We start from the raw sequence: 15,798 nt of genomic DNA on the forward strand, positions 1-15,798 counted from the left end.
ACCCCTATAACATTTTTTGTATGTTGAATGATGAGCAGTTCATAGTATGTATGAACTGTAAGTAAACCGCTGATAGAGCACTTTACTTTATGATAATAGTATTCATAAGGAGCATGAAAGCTATTCAAATTTAGAAACATAAAGAAAACTTATGATAATCTATAAGTTTCTTATTATTTACTTATTTAGAAAGTTGTAATAAGATATTATCGTAAGGTATTGAAAAGTTTGTCTACATTTTATATTCAGACAACTTAGTCACGTTTAACAGGGGGGAAACATAATGGTCAAACATAATCCATTTCAATCACGTGCAACTTTTGAAGTAGATGGAAAAACGTATCATTATTATGATTTGAAAGCGCTTGAAAATGCAGGGGTTGGCAACGTATCTCAATTACCATATTCCGTGAAAGTTTTACTTGAATCAGTACTTCGTCAAGTAGACGGACGTGTAATCACAGAAGAGCATGTTACAAATTTAGCGAAATGGGGAACGAAAGATGTGCAAGATATCGATGTTCCATTTAAACCATCTCGTGTAATTTTACAAGATTTCACTGGTGTTCCAGCTGTTGTTGATTTGGCTTCGCTTCGTAAAGCAATGGCAGACATGGGTGGGGATCCTGACAAAATTAATCCTGAAATTACTGTAGACCTTGTAATTGACCACTCTGTACAGGTTGATAGAGCGGGTACGGCAGACGCGCTTGCATTCAACATGGACTTAGAGTTTAAACGTAATGAAGAACGTTATAAATTTTTAAGCTGGGCACAAAAATCATTTGATAACTACCGTGCAGTTCCACCAGCTACAGGCATTGTACACCAAGTAAACCTTGAATATTTAGCACCAGTTGTTCATGCTGTGAAAAATGCTGAAGGTGACTTAGTTGCATACCCAGATTCATTAGTTGGAACAGACTCGCATACAACAATGATTAACGGTATCGGCGTTCTTGGATGGGGCGTTGGTGGTATTGAAGCAGAAGCAGGAATGCTTGGACAGCCTTCATACTTCCCAGTACCTGAAGTAATCGGTGTGAAATTAACTGGCACACTTCCAAGTGGTACTACAGCAACAGACGTTGCATTAAAAGTAACACAAGTATTACGTCAAAAAGGTGTAGTTGGTAAATTTGTTGAGTTCTTCGGTAATGGACTAAAGAGCATGCCTTTAGCTGACCGTGCAACAATTTCAAATATGGCACCAGAATACGGCGCAACTTGTGGATTCTTCCCAATCGATGATATTTCATTAGAATACTTACGTTTAACAGGTAGAGATGAAGAGCAAATTCGTATTGTTGAAGAATACTGTAAAGCGAACGGTTTATTCTATACAGCAGACAGTAAAGATCCAATCTACACTGATCTTGTTGAAATTGATTTAAATACAATCGAATCTAACCTTTCTGGACCGAAACGCCCACAAGATTTAATTCCACTTTCAGATATGAAAGATGCGTTCCACAAAGCTGTTTTAGCACCAGTTGGAACACAAGGACTTGGATTTAATGAGCAAGAGTTCGATAAAGAAGTGAAGGTTACATTAGAAGATAAAGAAGTAACGATGAAAACAGGTGCAATTGCAATCGCTGCAATTACAAGCTGTACAAATACATCAAACCCATACGTATTAATCGGGGCAGGTCTAGTTGCGAAGAAAGCAATTGAAAAAGGACTTGTAGTACCTGAGTACGTAAAAACATCATTAGCACCAGGATCTAAAGTTGTTACTGAGTACTTAGATAAATCAGGTTTAACAACATATTTAGACCAATTAGGTTTCCAAACAGTTGGTTACGGCTGTACGACTTGTATCGGTAACTCTGGTCCATTAGCGCCAGAATTAGAAGAAGCAATCGCAGCAAACGACTTACTAGTAACATCTGTTTTATCTGGTAACCGTAACTTTGAAGGTCGTATTCATCCTCTTGTAAAAGCAAACTACTTAGCATCACCACCACTTGTTGTGGCATATGCACTTGCAGGTACTGTTGATATTGACCTGAAAAATGATGAAATCGGTAAAGATGCAAATGGCAATGCTGTTTACTTCAACGATATTTGGCCATCAGCTAAAGAAATTGAAGATGTAGTTCAAAGTGTTGTTACATCTGAACTGTTCAAGAAAGAATATGCACAAGTATTTAACAGCAATGAGCGTTGGAATGAAATCCAAACTTCAAACGAAGCTTTATATACTTGGGATAATGATTCAACATACATTCAAAACCCACCATTCTTTGAAGGTTTATCTAAAGAGCCAGGTGAAGTTGAAACGTTATCAGGTTTACGCATAGTTGGTAAATTTGGTGATTCTGTAACGACAGACCACATTTCACCAGCAGGTTCAATTGGTAAGCACACACCAGCTGGACGCTACTTATTAGAAAACGGCGTACAACCAGTTGACTTTAACTCTTACGGTTCTCGTCGTGGTAACCATGAAGTTATGATGCGTGGTACATTTGCAAACATCCGTATTAAAAACCAAATCGCACCAGGAACAGAAGGTGGATATACAACATATTGGCCAACTGGTGAAGTAACATCAATCTATGATGCTGCTATGAAATATAAAGAAGATGGAACAGGTCTTCTAGTTGTTGCTGGTAAAGATTACGGTATGGGAAGTTCTCGTGACTGGGCTGCGAAAGGTACTAACTTATTAGGTATTAAAGCAGTAATCGCAGAAAGCTTCGAACGTATTCACCGCAGTAACTTAGTGTTAATGGGTGTATTACCACTTCAATTTAAAGATGGCGAAAGTGCTGAAACGTTAGGTCTTGTTGGTAACGAGTCATTTGAAATTCAAATTGACAAAACAGTTAGACCGCGCGATCTTGTAAAAGTAGTTGCAACTGATTTAGATGGCAACGAAAAACAATTTGAAGTAGTAGCTCGTTTCGATAGTGAAGTAGAAATTGACTACTACCGTCACGGTGGTATTCTGCAAATGGTTCTTCGTGAGAAAATCGAAGAGTCAAAAGTGTCAAACTAAATAATTGAAATGAAAAATAAGGAAGCTAACAATAGTTAGCTTCCTTATTTTATGGAAAGGGATGAAACCATATGGTTTCATCCCTTTCTTTTTACTACGAAAAGTGGAGGGAACGTCATGAAAGAATATAAAAGAATATTGTGGCCGTTACGAAAAGAGAAAATATTAGTAATGGCAGCTGTATGTAGTGGGATAATTGCTGCTATTTTAAATTTATCACGCCCAATTTTCATGGGATTAATTGTAGACAATCTTATTCAAAGGGAGCTAAAAGGTGCGTATTTATATATAGCTTTGTTTGCGGGTATTCGCTTTTTAATGTGGACGAACAATCTTTTATTTGATTATATAAGCTCAAAAGCCAGTCAACGTATATTACAAACGAAACGTATAGAATTATTGCGTCACTATTTCTCATTACCGTTTGAAGAGAGTGAGAAGATTAAGCAAGGGGAGTTAGAAACTTTGGTCGTATCTGATATTCCGAACTGGGTCAGATTATATGGTTCTATATTAATAGAGTATATACACGCTATTGCCCAATTTATTGGAGCTTTCATAGCACTACAACATATAGATATACAGTTTATATTGTGGGTAACTCCGTTTTTATTTTTCAGTGCAATTGTTCCAATACTGATGGGAGAAAAGGTAAGGGATATTGCAAGCATTGCTCAAAAAAATCAATCGAGTGTTGTAGAGATGGTGTCACAGTTTGTAAAGGGTATACAAGATTTACGTAGTGTACAAAAAGAAAAATGGGCCATTCGCTTATTTAAAGGAGTAACGGCACAATCTTATAAATCGGAAGTAAAGAAGACGATGATGCAACATTGCATTGGAGTAGTTGGAACAGTGATTGAAACAGGAGCATATATCGTTGTTCTCATTGTAGGCGCACAAAAAATAATGAAAGGGGAAATGGAAGTTGGTTCACTTGTTGCAGTGTTAGCTACAATTGAAATGCTCTTTTTCCCAGTCCGTTACGTGGGCGATTTATTAATGATGACACAAGTTGCAGTCGCTTCGGCAAATAGAGTTTTTTCCTTTTTAGATAAAAGAGTGGCAGATAGTAATGTAGAAAGAGCGATGGGGATGATAATAACAAATGTTTCATTTCAGGAGAGTGAAGAAGAGAAATGTAGAATTAATAATATTGATTTGCAAATTAATCCTGGTGAATTCGTTATCATTGTCGGAGAAAGTGGTGCAGGAAAAACAACACTTTTAAAATTAATGACAGGTTTGTATAAACCATCTAACGGTAGTGTTGTTTATTATGGTCAAAAGGCTCGAATGACTACAGTGTGGCAAGAACCTCGTTTCTTTCGGACGACAGTAAAAGAGAATATGTATTTCCGGGAGGAGTATTTAGAAAACGAATTAGAAAAAAATATTGACCTTATAAATATGAAGCCGATAATTAGAGATTTACCTAAGGGGATTCAAACTGTACTACATAAAAGTGGAGAAGAGCTTTCGGGAGGAGAAAGAAAACGTCTTGCATTATTACGAGCGATTGGTTCAAATCCGAATCTTATTATTTTAGATGAACCGACTGCGGGGTTAGATCCGAGTAATCAAGAAACTGTTTGGAATATGATTGAAGGACTAGGAAGAGATGTAACGAGAATTGTGGCAACACATGATGTAGAGAAAGTGATACTAGCGGATCATGTTGTCATAATGAGAGAAGGAAGTATTGTTGCATGTGGAAGTCCTGAAAAATTAATAAATAGTCATTCATTTTGAAAGAGATGTGAATAAAGATAAGAGCAGTGCCCTTATCTTTATTCAATATCATTTATTTGATATTGGATAGATTCTGAATGATTTAGATCTACGTTAAAAGTAGCAGTCATAAGGAAAGTTGCAATTCCAAGGATTAAGAAAAGGACGAATGAGACTAGAGAAATGTAAAGACAAATACGCCCTACTTTCTTTTTTTCAAGATCGTTACTAAAGAGTGAAATGATCCATGTAATAATACCGATTGGGTATAAAAGAAAACTAAGAATATATAATGTTATTTTTTCGAATGAATTCATAAAAAATCCCCCTTTTGTTGAAGTTTATATAACTACGAAAGTAAAAAGGTGAATGGGCCCATAAGAAGATAAACAACACTTCATCTGTTTTTCTAATTATATGATAAAAAGGAAAAGATTACACTTCAAATGAGAATATTCTAATTATTTCGACTCTGAATATTTCCAAGCTTGTCCGTATAAGCTAAAATAAGGTATATAGTATTTGAGTAATTAAGTTATAAGAAGATAAATACGTTAGGGTGATATAACATGTGGCGGAAGCTTACGATTATTGTAGTGTTACTTTGTTTAGCGGGATATGCAGCTTATGAACAGTTTGGTAAAAAAGAGCAGATGGTACAAGGGGAGCAAGAACAAAGTGAAGCTGCTATGAAAGAGATGATTGCAAGTAATGGTATTGAAATAGGGAAGAATGCGCCAGACTTCGAATTAACGAAGTTAGATGGAACGAATGTAAAGCTATCAGATTTAAAAGGAAAGAAAGTGATTTTAAACTTTTGGGCAACGTGGTGTGGACCTTGCCAACAAGAAATGCCGGATATGGAGGCTTTCTATAAAGAACATAAAGAAAACGTAGAAATTTTAGCAATCAACTATACGCCTTCAGAAAAAGGTGGGGGGGAAGAAAAGGTAAGCAATTTTGCTAAAGAAAAAGGAATTACTTTTCCTATTTTATTGGACAAGAACATTGATGTGACAACAGCGTATAAAGTAATTACGATTCCAACTTCGTATTTTATAGATACAAAAGGTGTCATTCAAGATAAGTTTATTGGGCCGATGACGCAAAAAGAGATGGAGAAAAGGGTTGCTAAATTAAAATAATGGTGAAAAGGTAGAGGTGGAGAGTTCCCATTTCTGCCTTTTCTTTTTCAAGTAGTAATAACTTCATGATATGATGTAAGAAATATAATCGTTTAGAGATAAAGGAGTGTATGGAGTGGGGAATGTATCCTTACCGTTAGATTATGTTGTAATTGATTTTGAAACAACAGGATTTAACCCTTATAATGATAAAATTATTCAAGTTGCAGCGGTGAAATATCGTAATCATGAACTGGTAGATCAATTTGTTTCATACGTGAATCCAGAGCGACCAATTCCGGACCGAATAACGAGTTTAACCGGTATTACCAATTATCGTGTTTCAGATGCACCGACGATTGAAGAGGTATTACCTTTATTTTTAGCATTTTTACATACAAATGTTATTGTGGCCCATAATGCTTCTTTTGATATGCGCTTTTTGAAAAGTAATGTAAATATGCTAGGGCTACCTGAACCTAAAAATAAAGTAATTGATACTGTATTTTTAGCGAAGAAATACATGAAGCATGCGCCTAATCATAAACTTGAAACGTTAAAGCGAATGCTTGGAATTCGTTTAAGCTCTCATAATGCATTTGACGATTGCATTACGTGTGCTGCTGTTTATCAAAAGTGTGCAGCTATTGAAGAAGAAGGACAGAGAAAAGTAAATAAGGTCTCACTTGATGAAATCGTAGTATACGAAGCGGTGAAAGAAATGCTTGCACGTAATAAACGTAATGTAGAATGGCTACGTTGTATGAACGTAGGAAGTTATTTAGATATAAAAGCTTTTTATCCAGTTATGAGATTAAAGGTAAAAGGGCGAAAGAAATATGTATTAACAGAGATATTAGAAGAAGATGTGAAAGAAATATGTACAAGTTTAAAATGTGAACCGGCGTTAAAAAGTGAAGTTGGTAATACGAGAATTATGCTTAATAGCTTAGAGGATGTTATGAAATTAGAAAGTTATATTTTAGAGCAGTATGATTTTGTATTACAGGCGCTTCATGATTATAAAGAAAATGAAATGAATGCAGATGAAAAGTTGAAAGAGTATTTAAATATTATGGTATGAAAAACTCCGTGTGCAATATATTGTACACGGAGTTTTTTTAGGAGTACCAAAACATAAAATTTTCTTACAAATCTGATTAAAGAGTTTTTCGTTTGCTCATACTATGTAATAAGAAAGTGAAGGAGAGAGGGTGAACAACATGAGAAGAAGTCGCCGTAAATCGTTTGAAGAACTTGTAAATGAAAATAAACAACAATTATTAAGCGATCGTGATGCAATTGATCGCATTGAAGAGCGCATCGAAAAACGTTATGAAATGAAACTTTTTAAGCAAGCTGAATAATTCTTAACGCTAGTACGATACTAGTGTTAAGGAGGCGATAGTAATGGGTAATCCGAAAAAAAATTCAAAAGACTTTGCACCAAATCATATTGGAACACAATCGAAAAAAGCTGGTGGAAATAAAGGAAAGCAAATGCAAGATCAAACAGGTAAACAACCGATTGTTGATAACGGTTAAAAAGGAGAATGTTATCATTCTTCTTTTTTGTGAGGAAATGAAAGATGAGTTTTTAGCAGTAATATGAAAAAAAGGGCTGACTTTTGTCAGCCTTTTTTCGTAATCGTAAAATTTTCAACGAGTAAACGCCAATTTTGCGGGAATGGTAAACCGATTTTCCAGTAACTAATACCGCCTATACCTTGTTCTTTCATTAAATTGAATTTACTTTGAACAGACCGTGAATCTTCAAACCAAACTTCGTGTTGCACGCCGTTTTCATCAAAGTAATTAAAATGAGGAGCTTGGGCTGTGAAATCATAACGAATAGGAACATTATATTTACGAGCTAGTGCAACAGCTGCGACAGAGCTAATTGCTTTTGCGGGTGGATTTCCTTGTTTAAATGGAAGCTTCCAATCAAACCCGTATAAATTTTGCCCCATCATAATTTTTTGTGGAGGCATTTGAGATTTTGCATATTGAAGTACTTCTTTCACTGGACCGATAGGAGAAATCGCCATCGGTGGACCGCCTTGCCATCCCCAGTCATATGTCATAATGACGACGAAATCAACAATTTGCCCTTGCGCTTTATAATCGTGAGCTTCGAAAAATTTTCCCTTTTGATTTGAACTTGTTTTCGGTACGAGAGTTGTGCTCAATGTGTACCCGCTAGGTAAGCGTGTTTTTACATTTCGTAAAAAGCGATTATACGCCTCGCGGTCTTCAGGTGCTACACTCTCGAAATCGAAATGAATGTCTCGCATGCCATATTTTTGAGCTGTTTGCAAAATGTTAGTAATGAATTTGTTTTGAATCGTTGCGTCGCGTAAAATAACTGATGTTAGATCGGCACTGAAATTACCATTTTCAATATTTGTAATAACGAGCATAGGGATTGTTTTACCTTGCGTTGCAATATTAGCAATTTTAGCTGTTTCAGTAGGTTCTTTTAATGTGCCATCTCTTTTTGCCTCAAAACTAAAATAGGCTAAGTATGTTAAAAATGGATTGATGGCGCGTGTCGCATTAACTAAACTCTCTTTAATCGGTATAGTTGAAGGTTGTAAATAAGCGATGGATTCTACAGCTCGTTTTGTGCCTTTTGGTACATATAATTGTTGTCCGACATGGAGAATAGATTTTAAAGATAAATTATTAACTTTAGCTAAACTAGCGAGGGGGACATTATATGTTTGAGAAATTCGATATAGGCTGTCACCAGGCTGTACATAATAATTATTTCCTTTCGTATTAACGATAAGTGCCTGACCAACAACGAGCGTTTCAGCTGGATTTAGTCCATTGTCTTTTACTATTTCGTCAGGTGTTGATCCATATTTTGATGCCAAGCTATATACGCTATCACCACTACGAACAGTTACAATTTGAATCATATGCTGGCTCCTTTCAGTAAAAGATTCACTGTTTTTATTTTATTTTTGATGTCACTGTATTATGATTAAATGTATGCAAGGTAGCAGAAGTGAAAGAAGGCGAATACATATGTTTGTAGCAGAACATGAAGTTGAAATCCGTTATGCGGAAACAGATCAAATGGGTGTTGTTTACCATTCAAACTACTTAGTGTGGCTTGAGTTAGGTCGCACGAAACTTATACAAGATTTAGGTTTTTCATATGTTGAAATGGAGAAAGAAGGAATTATTTCTCCTGTGTTAGATTTACAAATTTCATATCGTAAAGCGATGCGTTATGGAGAAAAGGCAATCGTAAAAACATGGGTAGATACTGTGAGCCCGCTTCGCGTTGTATATGGATATGAAATATATAATGGTGATGGTGATCTTTGTATTACTGCAAGTACGACGAATATTTGTGCGAAAAAAGAAGGATTCCGCCCTGTATCATTTAAAAAGTTATATCCTGAGTGGTATGCGAAATATGAGGAAATTAAGAAAAAATAAAAAAGCGTGGCAGAAGCCGCGCTTTTTTATTTTTCATAATTAAATTGTGGGAAGTCGTCACCTTCATTAAGTGTAACAGATAAATTATGTCCATCGAAGAACCATTCATCATCGCCTTCAATAAAGAAGTTAATACCTTCTTCTTGAATTTGAACAGCAGGGTGTGCAGGATCATCTTTACGAATACCTAAAGAAAGTCCTTTTTGCACAGTACTGCAACCACCGTATTGTACGAAAAAGCGTAGTGTTTCATTTGATTGTAAGTTTAATTCAGTTTTATACCATTGTGCTGCTTCTTTTGTTACGGAAAGATTCATGTATAGTTCCTCCAAGTTATGTTGCTTTTTCTTTAGTATAAAAAATAACGCAAAAAGACGCTATTAATATGCTTCACGTTTTCTTTTTGCGTTATGTGGGTTACGATCTTATTTTTGCTTTTTTGAAAAGTTTGCTTTTGGTTCAGTTTTATTTATAATTCGTCCGATATTTGCACGGTGTTTATAAATAACCATACCTGCTAATAAACACATCGCAATAATGAAGATTTTATCCCCGCTAACAATGGATGCAATAACAGCAACAACTGCTGTTACCATAGAAGAAAGTGATACGTATCTTGTTGTAAATAAAAGGGTGAAAAATACAACAGCCAATATTGCAAAAACAACTGGTGAATAGCATAATAGCACCCCAGCAGAAGTTGCAACTGCTTTACCACCACGGAATTTCGCGAAGATCGGGTAGACATGTCCAAGAACAGCCGCTAACCCGAACCATAGTGGGTGAATATCTAATCCGAAAATCATTGGTAGACTTGTTGCTAATGTCCCTTTTAAAATGTCAGCAATTGTAACGGTAAAACCTGCTTTTTTCCCTAATGTACGGAATGTGTTTGTTCCGCCTAGATTACCGCTCCCGTGCTCACGAATATCGATTCCGTAGCCAATTTTTCCAACAACTAGTGCAAATGGAATCGAGCCAAGCAAGTAGGCAACGATAAATAAAAGATATGTAGTAACCATAAGTTCAGTCTCCTTTATTCAAATGTGTTGATAAAGGGTAAAAAGAGTTTTTCCCGTATATTGTACCATACATTTGTAAAGAGCACATTTCTTTTTTGTAAATGAAAAATTCATTATTTCGTGAAAAAAATTTCACAGTAATGTTACATTTCTCACAGAAACAGCAAGACTATATGTAGTAACATTTTAATCAAAAGACAACAACATATTGGTGGAGGGTTATAAATGTTACAAAATAATACACGTGGAGAAGAATTAATGAAAGTGTTCGAGACGATAGTCCACGGCAATGAACAAGATTTAATGCAAGAAAATGCAAATGTAGACGGCCGCTCTCCAATGGGTGTAATGGGAACGTTCGCATCTGAGAGTGCAAAATATTATGCTGTTGAGAATTTATTGTCAGATCAAGTGAAAAAAGCGATAAATGAAAATATATTATATCCACATGATTTAGATTTTTATGCGACAGGAACGACGACTTGTTCGCAAATTCCGTTAGCGCAAATGCTTGCTAACGGTTTTCATACTGGACATGGACATATGAGACAACCACAAGACATTAAAAGTGCATTGGCTCTTTCGTCTATTATTTTTCAAGCGAATCAAAATATGCAGCATGGCGGTCAATCGTTTGCACTCTTTGATATTGATTTAGCACCTTATGTACGAAAAACAATTGAGAGACATAAAAAACGATTACAATCATATCCGCTTACGAAAGAACAAATAGAAGAATTTGCATGGAAAGAAACGGAAAATGATACGTATCAAGCGTGTGAGGCTTTCGTTCATAATTCGAATAGTATGCATAGTAGGGGCGGAGGACAAGTCCCGTTTATTTCTATTAATTACGGAACAGATACATCAAAAGAAGGAAGAATGTTAATTAAACAACTATTAAAAGCAACACAAGCTGGACTTGGTAAAGGAGAGACACCAATTTTTCCGATTCAAATTTTCAAGATGAAAAAAGGTGTGAATTTTGAAGAAAGTGATCCGAATTACGATTTATTTGAATTAGCATTAGAGACAACTGCAGAGCGATTATTCCCTAACTTTTCATTTTTAGATGCTCCGTTTAATGCAGTGCATTATGATGGAAGACCAGAAAGTGAAGTATGTTACATGGGATGTCGTACCCGTGTTATGTCTAATATACATGGAGAAGAAACAGCGATTGGTAGAGGGAATTTATCATTTACGTCTATCAATTTAGTGAAATTAGCGTTAATTAGTGGTTCAAAAGAAGCATTTTTTGAAGCGCTAAACTACTATTTAGATTTAGGAATTAAGCAGTTATTAGAAAGATTTGCGTATCAATGTACGAAGCGAGCAAGAGATTTTCAGTTTTTATATTCACAAGGTGTATGGCGTGGTGGAGAAACATTGCAGCCTGAAGACTCCGTAGCTTCGATTTTAAAACAAGGGACGTTAAGTGTTGGTTTTATCGGTCTTGCGGAATGTTTAGTAGCTTTAACAGGAAAGCATCATGGGGAAGATGAAGAATCATGGAAACTTGGGTATGAAATTATTTCCTTTATGAGAGATAGAATGGATAAAGCGACAGAAGAACATCAACTGAATTTCTCGATAATTGCAACTCCAGCAGAAGGATTATCAGGAAAGTTTGTGAAAAAAGATAGAGAAGAATTTGGCGTAATTAGCGGTATAACGAACCATAATTACTATACGAATTCATTCCATATTCCAGTTTATTATAACATTCAAGCGATAAATAAAATCCGTTTAGAAGGCCCGTTCCATGCTCTCTGTAATGGAGGACACATTACGTATATTGAACTGGACGGAGCAGCGATGCATAACAAAAAGGCATTAAAACAAATTGTACAAGCCATGGCAGAACATGGCGTTGGATACGGTTCAATTAATCATCCTGTTGACCGTTGTAAGTGCTGTAGTTATCACGGGGTTATTGGAAATGAATGTCCAAGTTGCGGGAATGAAGATGAGGCTAATATAGAAAGAATTCGCCGCATAACAGGCTATCTTGTAGGAGATATGTCGAAGTGGAATAGTGCGAAACGTAGTGAAGAGATAGATCGGGTGAAACATAAATGAAAGTGATGAATATTATTCATGATAGTGTAGTAGATGGAGAAGGATTGCGGACAGTCGTGTTTTTTGCGGGCTGTCCGCATCGTTGTGTCGGTTGCCACAATCCGAAATCGTGGAATATTTGCAACGGAACGGAAATGACAGTAGAAGAAATTGTGAAAGAGATTGCAAGTAATCCATTAACTGATGTAACATTTTCAGGTGGAGATCCATTTTTTCAAGCTGCTGAAGTGAAAAAGGTAGCAAAAATCGTGAAAGATTTGAAAAAAAACCTATGGATGTATACAGGTTATACGTTAGAAGAGATACAGAGTTCTCAAAATAATGATATGATAGAGTTGTTACATTATGGGGATGTTTTAGTCGATGGAAGGTTTGAAATTGAGAAAAAAGATTTAACACTTCCATTTCGCGGAAGCTCCAATCAACGTATTATTCGATTGAAAGAGTAAAAAGGCGGGATAGATTATATGAATAAAACAGTATTGCTTGTTGAAGATGAAAGAAGATTACGTGAAATTGTTAGTGATTATTTTCGTAATGAAGGCTTTGAAGTAATCGAAGCAGAAGATGGGAAAAAAGCGTTAGAGTTATTTGCAGAGCATGAAATTGATTTAATTATGTTAGATATTATGTTACCGGAAATAGATGGATGGTCTGTTTGTAGACGAATTAGAAAAGAATCAGCAGTACCAATTATTATGTTGACAGCGCGTTCGGATGAGGATGATACATTGCTAGGTTTCGAATTAGGTGCAGACGAGTATGTAACGAAACCATTTAGCCCGAAAGTATTAGTAGCTCGTGCAAAGACGTTATTGAAACGTGCGGATGGTGCGGTAGGAGTAGCGGAAGAAAATGCTATGTCTTTAGCTGGAATAGAAGTGAATCGTCTATCTAGAACTGTTTTAGTAGATGGAGAAGAAATTATATTGACACATAAAGAATTTGAACTTCTTGTGTATTTAATGGAGAACAAAGGAATTGTGTTATCACGTCAACATTTATTAGACCAGTTATGGGGATATGACTATTACGGTGATGACCGAACGGTTGATACCCATATTAAAAAACTTCGAAATAAGTTAGGAGATAAAGCGAAGCATATCGGTACTGTTATTCGAGTTGGTTATAAATTTGAAGAATAATCTAGAACGATTTGTGTAATTTAGCCTAGGGAAATGGCGATTTTATACTCTCTTTTGAAGGTAGAATGTACAAAAAATACTTTTCTTGTCTACAATGTTAGATAGGAGTATTTTTTTAATTGGATTTCACGATGAGTTCACAAGAAGGACACAAAACGTGACTATACTGAAAATACGAATTCACCAGAGAGGGGAAATAAAACATGGGATATTACGACGGACCAAATTTAAATGAAGAGCATAGTGAAACGAGAGAAGTGAGAAAATCAGGTAGTAAAAAAGGCTATTTCTTCACAGGTTTAGTGGGAGCTGTAGTCGGAGCGGTTTCGATTAGTTTTGCAGCACCATATATGCCATGGGCTCAAAATAATGGAGCACCAGTATCATCATTTAGTTCGGATTCAAAAGTAGAAGGTACTGTAGTTCCTGTTGTAAATAAAGCGAAAAATGAAACTGATTTACCTGGTATGATTGAAGGAGCGAAAGACGTTGTTGTAGGTGTTATTAATATGCAGCAAAGTGTTGATCCATTTGCAATGCAACCGACAGGTCAAGAACAACAAGCTGGTTCAGGATCAGGTGTTATTTATAAAAAAGCAGGAAATAAAGCATATATTGTAACAAACAACCACGTAGTAGATGGTGCAAATAAACTTGCTGTAAAACTAAGTGATGGTAAAAAGGTAGATGCAAAGTTAGTAGGGAAAGATCCTTGGTTAGATTTAGCTGTTGTTGAAATTGACGGCTCTAATGTGAATAAAGTTGCAACTTTAGGTGACTCAAGTAAAATCCGTGCGGGTGAAAAAGCAATTGCAATCGGTAACCCACTAGGATTTGATGGAAGTGTAACGGAAGGCATTATTAGTAGTAAAGAACGTGAAATTCCAGTTGATATTGATGGCGATAAACGACCAGATTGGCAAGCACAAGTTATTCAAACAGATGCAGCGATTAACCCAGGTAATAGCGGTGGTGCATTATTTAACCAAAATGGTGAAATAATTGGGATTAATTCAAGTAAAATTGCACAGCAAGAAGTTGAAGGAATTGGATTTGCTATTCCAATTAATATCGCAAAGCCAGTTATTGAATCACTTGAAAAAGACGGAGTAGTAAAACGTCCAGCTCTTGGAGTAGGTGTCGTTTCGTTAGAAGATGTGCAAGCTTATGCAGTCAATCAATTGAAAGTACCGAAAGAAGTAACAAACGGTGTTGTATTAGGTAAAATTTACCCAATATCACCGGCAGAAAAAGCTGGTTTAGAGCAATATGATATTGTAGTAGCATTAGATGATCAAAAAGTAGAAAACTCACTTCAATTCCGTAAATATTTATATGAAAAGAAAAAAGTAGGCGAGAAAGTAGAAGTTACATTCTACCGTAACGGTCAAAAAATGACGAAATCGGCTACTTTAGCAGATAATTCAGCTACAAAGAATCAATAATCGAAATAAAAGAAAGTCTCTTTCATATTGAAAGAGACTTTCTTTATCGGCTATACTAAAGGAATAGGAGGGATTAATTATGACAATTGAAAACCCAACTCGTACGGAAATTGGTGAAGTGTTAAAGAGAAGCAAAACAATTGCGGTTGTTGGATTATCAGATAAGCCAGAACGTACATCGTATATGGTTTCAAAAGCAATGCAAGATGCTGGATACCGTATTATTCCAGTTAATCCAACAGTAGATGAGGTGCTTGGAGAAAAGGCAGTTTCTTCACTAAAGGATATTAAGGAACACGTTGACATAGTAAATGTATTTCGTCGCTCAGAGTTTTTAATGGATGTTGCAAAAGAATTTGTAGAGATTGATGCAGATGTTTTTTGGGCACAATTAGGAGTACAAGATGAAGATACATATAAACTTTTAAAAGAAAAAGACTATACTGTAATAATGGATCGTTGTATTAAAGTAGAACATGCGATGACAAAATAGTATAGATTTAAAAGTAGAAAGATTGATTCAGCTCTCATTATAGATAAGTAGGGCCGATGAACGAGGTGTTCATCATGAGATTTTTTAAAGGCTGTTTTTGGGGATTGTTATTTGTAATCCCATTTTGGATCTTGATCATTTGGATCATAATAAAGGTTTGGAATGTGTAATCTTGGAATACATATCCATTTCTCGTTGACAAACGATTATTTTTCTGAAATAGTAGCCTAGAGGAATCCTTGTGAGAAAACAAGGATTTTTCTATTGAAGATGGTATATAAAAGAGATAAGATAAC

Annotated in this window: 16 protein-coding genes; 12 read left to right on the plus strand and 4 right to left on the minus strand. The window is 35.7% G+C overall.

Going from position 1 to position 15,798, the window contains the following annotated elements; all coding sequences use genetic code 11:
- Positions 1 to 283 precede the first annotated feature (283 nt).
- Positions 284 to 3,007, plus strand: a complete 2,724-nt coding sequence (gene acnA / locus BM089_RS16000) for an aconitate hydratase AcnA (RefSeq protein WP_023522726.1) — start codon at positions 284 to 286, stop codon at positions 3,005 to 3,007.
- Positions 3,008 to 3,124: 117 nt separating this feature from the next.
- Positions 3,125 to 4,759, plus strand: coding sequence for an ABC transporter ATP-binding protein (locus BM089_RS16005; protein WP_086387325.1), 1,635 nt, complete (start codon positions 3,125 to 3,127; stop codon positions 4,757 to 4,759).
- Between the two features lie 38 nt (positions 4,760 to 4,797).
- Here the strand turns inward: BM089_RS16005 and BM089_RS16010 are convergent, their stop codons facing one another.
- Complete coding sequence (locus BM089_RS16010) at positions 4,798 to 5,055, minus strand: hypothetical protein (RefSeq protein ID WP_001083875.1); 258 nt, start codon at positions 5,053 to 5,055, stop codon at positions 4,798 to 4,800.
- A gap of 252 nt (positions 5,056 to 5,307) precedes the next feature.
- Between BM089_RS16010 and BM089_RS16015 the strand changes: the two genes are divergently transcribed.
- From BM089_RS16015 to sspN, 4 genes are all read left to right on the plus strand, one after another.
- A complete protein-coding gene (locus BM089_RS16015) occupies positions 5,308 to 5,883 on the plus strand; it encodes a TlpA family protein disulfide reductase (RefSeq protein ID WP_090977389.1) in 576 nt (191 codons plus the stop codon).
- A gap of 115 nt (positions 5,884 to 5,998) precedes the next feature.
- Positions 5,999 to 6,946, plus strand: coding sequence for a 3'-5' exonuclease (locus tag BM089_RS16020; RefSeq protein ID WP_065229193.1), 948 nt, complete (start codon positions 5,999 to 6,001; stop codon positions 6,944 to 6,946).
- A gap of 139 nt (positions 6,947 to 7,085) precedes the next feature.
- Complete coding sequence (locus BM089_RS16025; RefSeq protein WP_001254699.1) at positions 7,086 to 7,229, plus strand: FbpB family small basic protein; 144 nt, start codon at positions 7,086 to 7,088, stop codon at positions 7,227 to 7,229.
- A 43-nt stretch (positions 7,230 to 7,272) separates the two neighbouring features.
- Positions 7,273 to 7,407, plus strand: coding sequence for an acid-soluble spore protein SspN (sspN, locus tag BM089_RS16030; protein ID WP_000527987.1), 135 nt, complete (start codon positions 7,273 to 7,275; stop codon positions 7,405 to 7,407).
- Positions 7,408 to 7,493: 86 nt separating this feature from the next.
- Here the strand turns inward: sspN and BM089_RS16035 are convergent, their stop codons facing one another.
- Positions 7,494 to 8,786: a glycoside hydrolase family 18 protein gene (locus tag BM089_RS16035; protein ID WP_000614858.1), complete on the minus strand. Its 1,293-nt coding sequence runs from the start codon at positions 8,784 to 8,786 to the stop codon at positions 7,494 to 7,496.
- A gap of 109 nt (positions 8,787 to 8,895) precedes the next feature.
- On the opposite strand from BM089_RS16035, the gene BM089_RS16040 reads away from it, so the two are divergent.
- Entirely contained in the window at positions 8,896 to 9,315 is a 420-nt protein-coding gene (locus BM089_RS16040; protein ID WP_000495808.1) for an acyl-CoA thioesterase, read from the plus strand.
- 26 nt (positions 9,316 to 9,341) lie between these two features.
- On the opposite strand, the gene BM089_RS16045 is transcribed toward BM089_RS16040, so the two are convergent.
- The gene (locus BM089_RS16045; RefSeq protein ID WP_001054455.1) at positions 9,342 to 9,632 is read right to left on the minus strand and encodes a HesB/YadR/YfhF family protein; all 291 of its coding nucleotides are present in this window, start codon (positions 9,630 to 9,632) and stop codon (positions 9,342 to 9,344) included.
- A gap of 108 nt (positions 9,633 to 9,740) precedes the next feature.
- Positions 9,741 to 10,337 carry a glycerol-3-phosphate 1-O-acyltransferase PlsY gene (plsY, locus tag BM089_RS16050; protein ID WP_000258974.1) on the minus strand — a complete coding sequence of 199 codons (597 nt, stop codon included), beginning with the start codon at positions 10,335 to 10,337 and terminating at the stop codon, positions 9,741 to 9,743.
- A gap of 225 nt (positions 10,338 to 10,562) precedes the next feature.
- Here plsY and BM089_RS16055 point away from each other — a divergent pair, with 225 nt between their 5' ends.
- The 5 genes from BM089_RS16055 to BM089_RS16075 all read left to right on the plus strand — a co-directional run bounded on the left by BM089_RS16055 (position 10,563) and on the right by BM089_RS16075 (position 15,502).
- Complete coding sequence (locus BM089_RS16055; protein ID WP_090977391.1) at positions 10,563 to 12,419, plus strand: anaerobic ribonucleoside triphosphate reductase; 1,857 nt, start codon at positions 10,563 to 10,565, stop codon at positions 12,417 to 12,419.
- Positions 12,416 to 12,868 carry an anaerobic ribonucleoside-triphosphate reductase activating protein gene (nrdG, locus tag BM089_RS16060; protein WP_000867078.1) on the plus strand — a complete coding sequence of 151 codons (453 nt, stop codon included), beginning with the start codon at positions 12,416 to 12,418 and terminating at the stop codon, positions 12,866 to 12,868. Before BM089_RS16055 ends, nrdG begins: the two co-directional genes overlap by 4 nt.
- An 18-nt stretch (positions 12,869 to 12,886) precedes the next feature.
- On the plus strand, positions 12,887 to 13,564 hold the full coding sequence (locus BM089_RS16065) for a response regulator transcription factor (RefSeq protein WP_001044679.1): 678 nt from the start codon (positions 12,887 to 12,889) through the stop codon (positions 13,562 to 13,564).
- Between the two features lie 203 nt (positions 13,565 to 13,767).
- Positions 13,768 to 15,009 carry a S1C family serine protease gene (locus BM089_RS16070; protein ID WP_000542643.1) on the plus strand — a complete coding sequence of 414 codons (1,242 nt, stop codon included), beginning with the start codon at positions 13,768 to 13,770 and terminating at the stop codon, positions 15,007 to 15,009.
- A gap of 79 nt (positions 15,010 to 15,088) precedes the next feature.
- The gene (locus BM089_RS16075; RefSeq protein WP_000151397.1) at positions 15,089 to 15,502 is read left to right on the plus strand and encodes a CoA-binding protein; all 414 of its coding nucleotides are present in this window, start codon (positions 15,089 to 15,091) and stop codon (positions 15,500 to 15,502) included.
- Positions 15,503 to 15,798: the final 296 nt, after the last annotated feature.

This window comes from Bacillus sp. 5mfcol3.1 (assembly GCF_900114335.1).
Lineage (GTDB): Bacteria > Bacillota > Bacilli > Bacillales > Bacillaceae_G > Bacillus_A > Bacillus_A thuringiensis_S.

Bases quoted from the DNA above. Each gene is read 5' to 3' on its own strand.
- acnA (WP_023522726.1), top strand. From the start codon at position 284: ATGGTCAAACATAATCCATTTCAATCACGTGCAACTTTTGAAGTAGAT.
- BM089_RS16005 (WP_086387325.1), top strand. From the start codon at position 3,125: ATGAAAGAATATAAAAGAATATTGTGGCCGTTACGAAAAGAGAAAATA.
- BM089_RS16010 (WP_001083875.1), bottom strand. From the start codon at position 5,055: ATGAATTCATTCGAAAAAATAACATTATATATTCTTAGTTTTCTTTTA.
- BM089_RS16015 (WP_090977389.1), top strand. From the start codon at position 5,308: ATGTGGCGGAAGCTTACGATTATTGTAGTGTTACTTTGTTTAGCGGGA.
- BM089_RS16025 (WP_001254699.1), top strand. From the start codon at position 7,086: ATGAGAAGAAGTCGCCGTAAATCGTTTGAAGAACTTGTAAATGAAAAT.
- sspN (WP_000527987.1), top strand. From the start codon at position 7,273: ATGGGTAATCCGAAAAAAAATTCAAAAGACTTTGCACCAAATCATATT.
- BM089_RS16035 (WP_000614858.1), bottom strand. From the start codon at position 8,786: ATGATTCAAATTGTAACTGTTCGTAGTGGTGATAGCGTATATAGCTTG.
- BM089_RS16040 (WP_000495808.1), top strand. From the start codon at position 8,896: ATGTTTGTAGCAGAACATGAAGTTGAAATCCGTTATGCGGAAACAGAT.
- BM089_RS16045 (WP_001054455.1), bottom strand. From the start codon at position 9,632: ATGAATCTTTCCGTAACAAAAGAAGCAGCACAATGGTATAAAACTGAA.
- plsY (WP_000258974.1), bottom strand. From the start codon at position 10,337: ATGGTTACTACATATCTTTTATTTATCGTTGCCTACTTGCTTGGCTCG.
- BM089_RS16055 (WP_090977391.1), top strand. From the start codon at position 10,563: ATGTTACAAAATAATACACGTGGAGAAGAATTAATGAAAGTGTTCGAG.
- nrdG (WP_000867078.1), top strand. From the start codon at position 12,416: ATGAAAGTGATGAATATTATTCATGATAGTGTAGTAGATGGAGAAGGA.
- BM089_RS16065 (WP_001044679.1), top strand. From the start codon at position 12,887: ATGAATAAAACAGTATTGCTTGTTGAAGATGAAAGAAGATTACGTGAA.
- BM089_RS16070 (WP_000542643.1), top strand. From the start codon at position 13,768: ATGGGATATTACGACGGACCAAATTTAAATGAAGAGCATAGTGAAACG.
- BM089_RS16075 (WP_000151397.1), top strand. From the start codon at position 15,089: ATGACAATTGAAAACCCAACTCGTACGGAAATTGGTGAAGTGTTAAAG.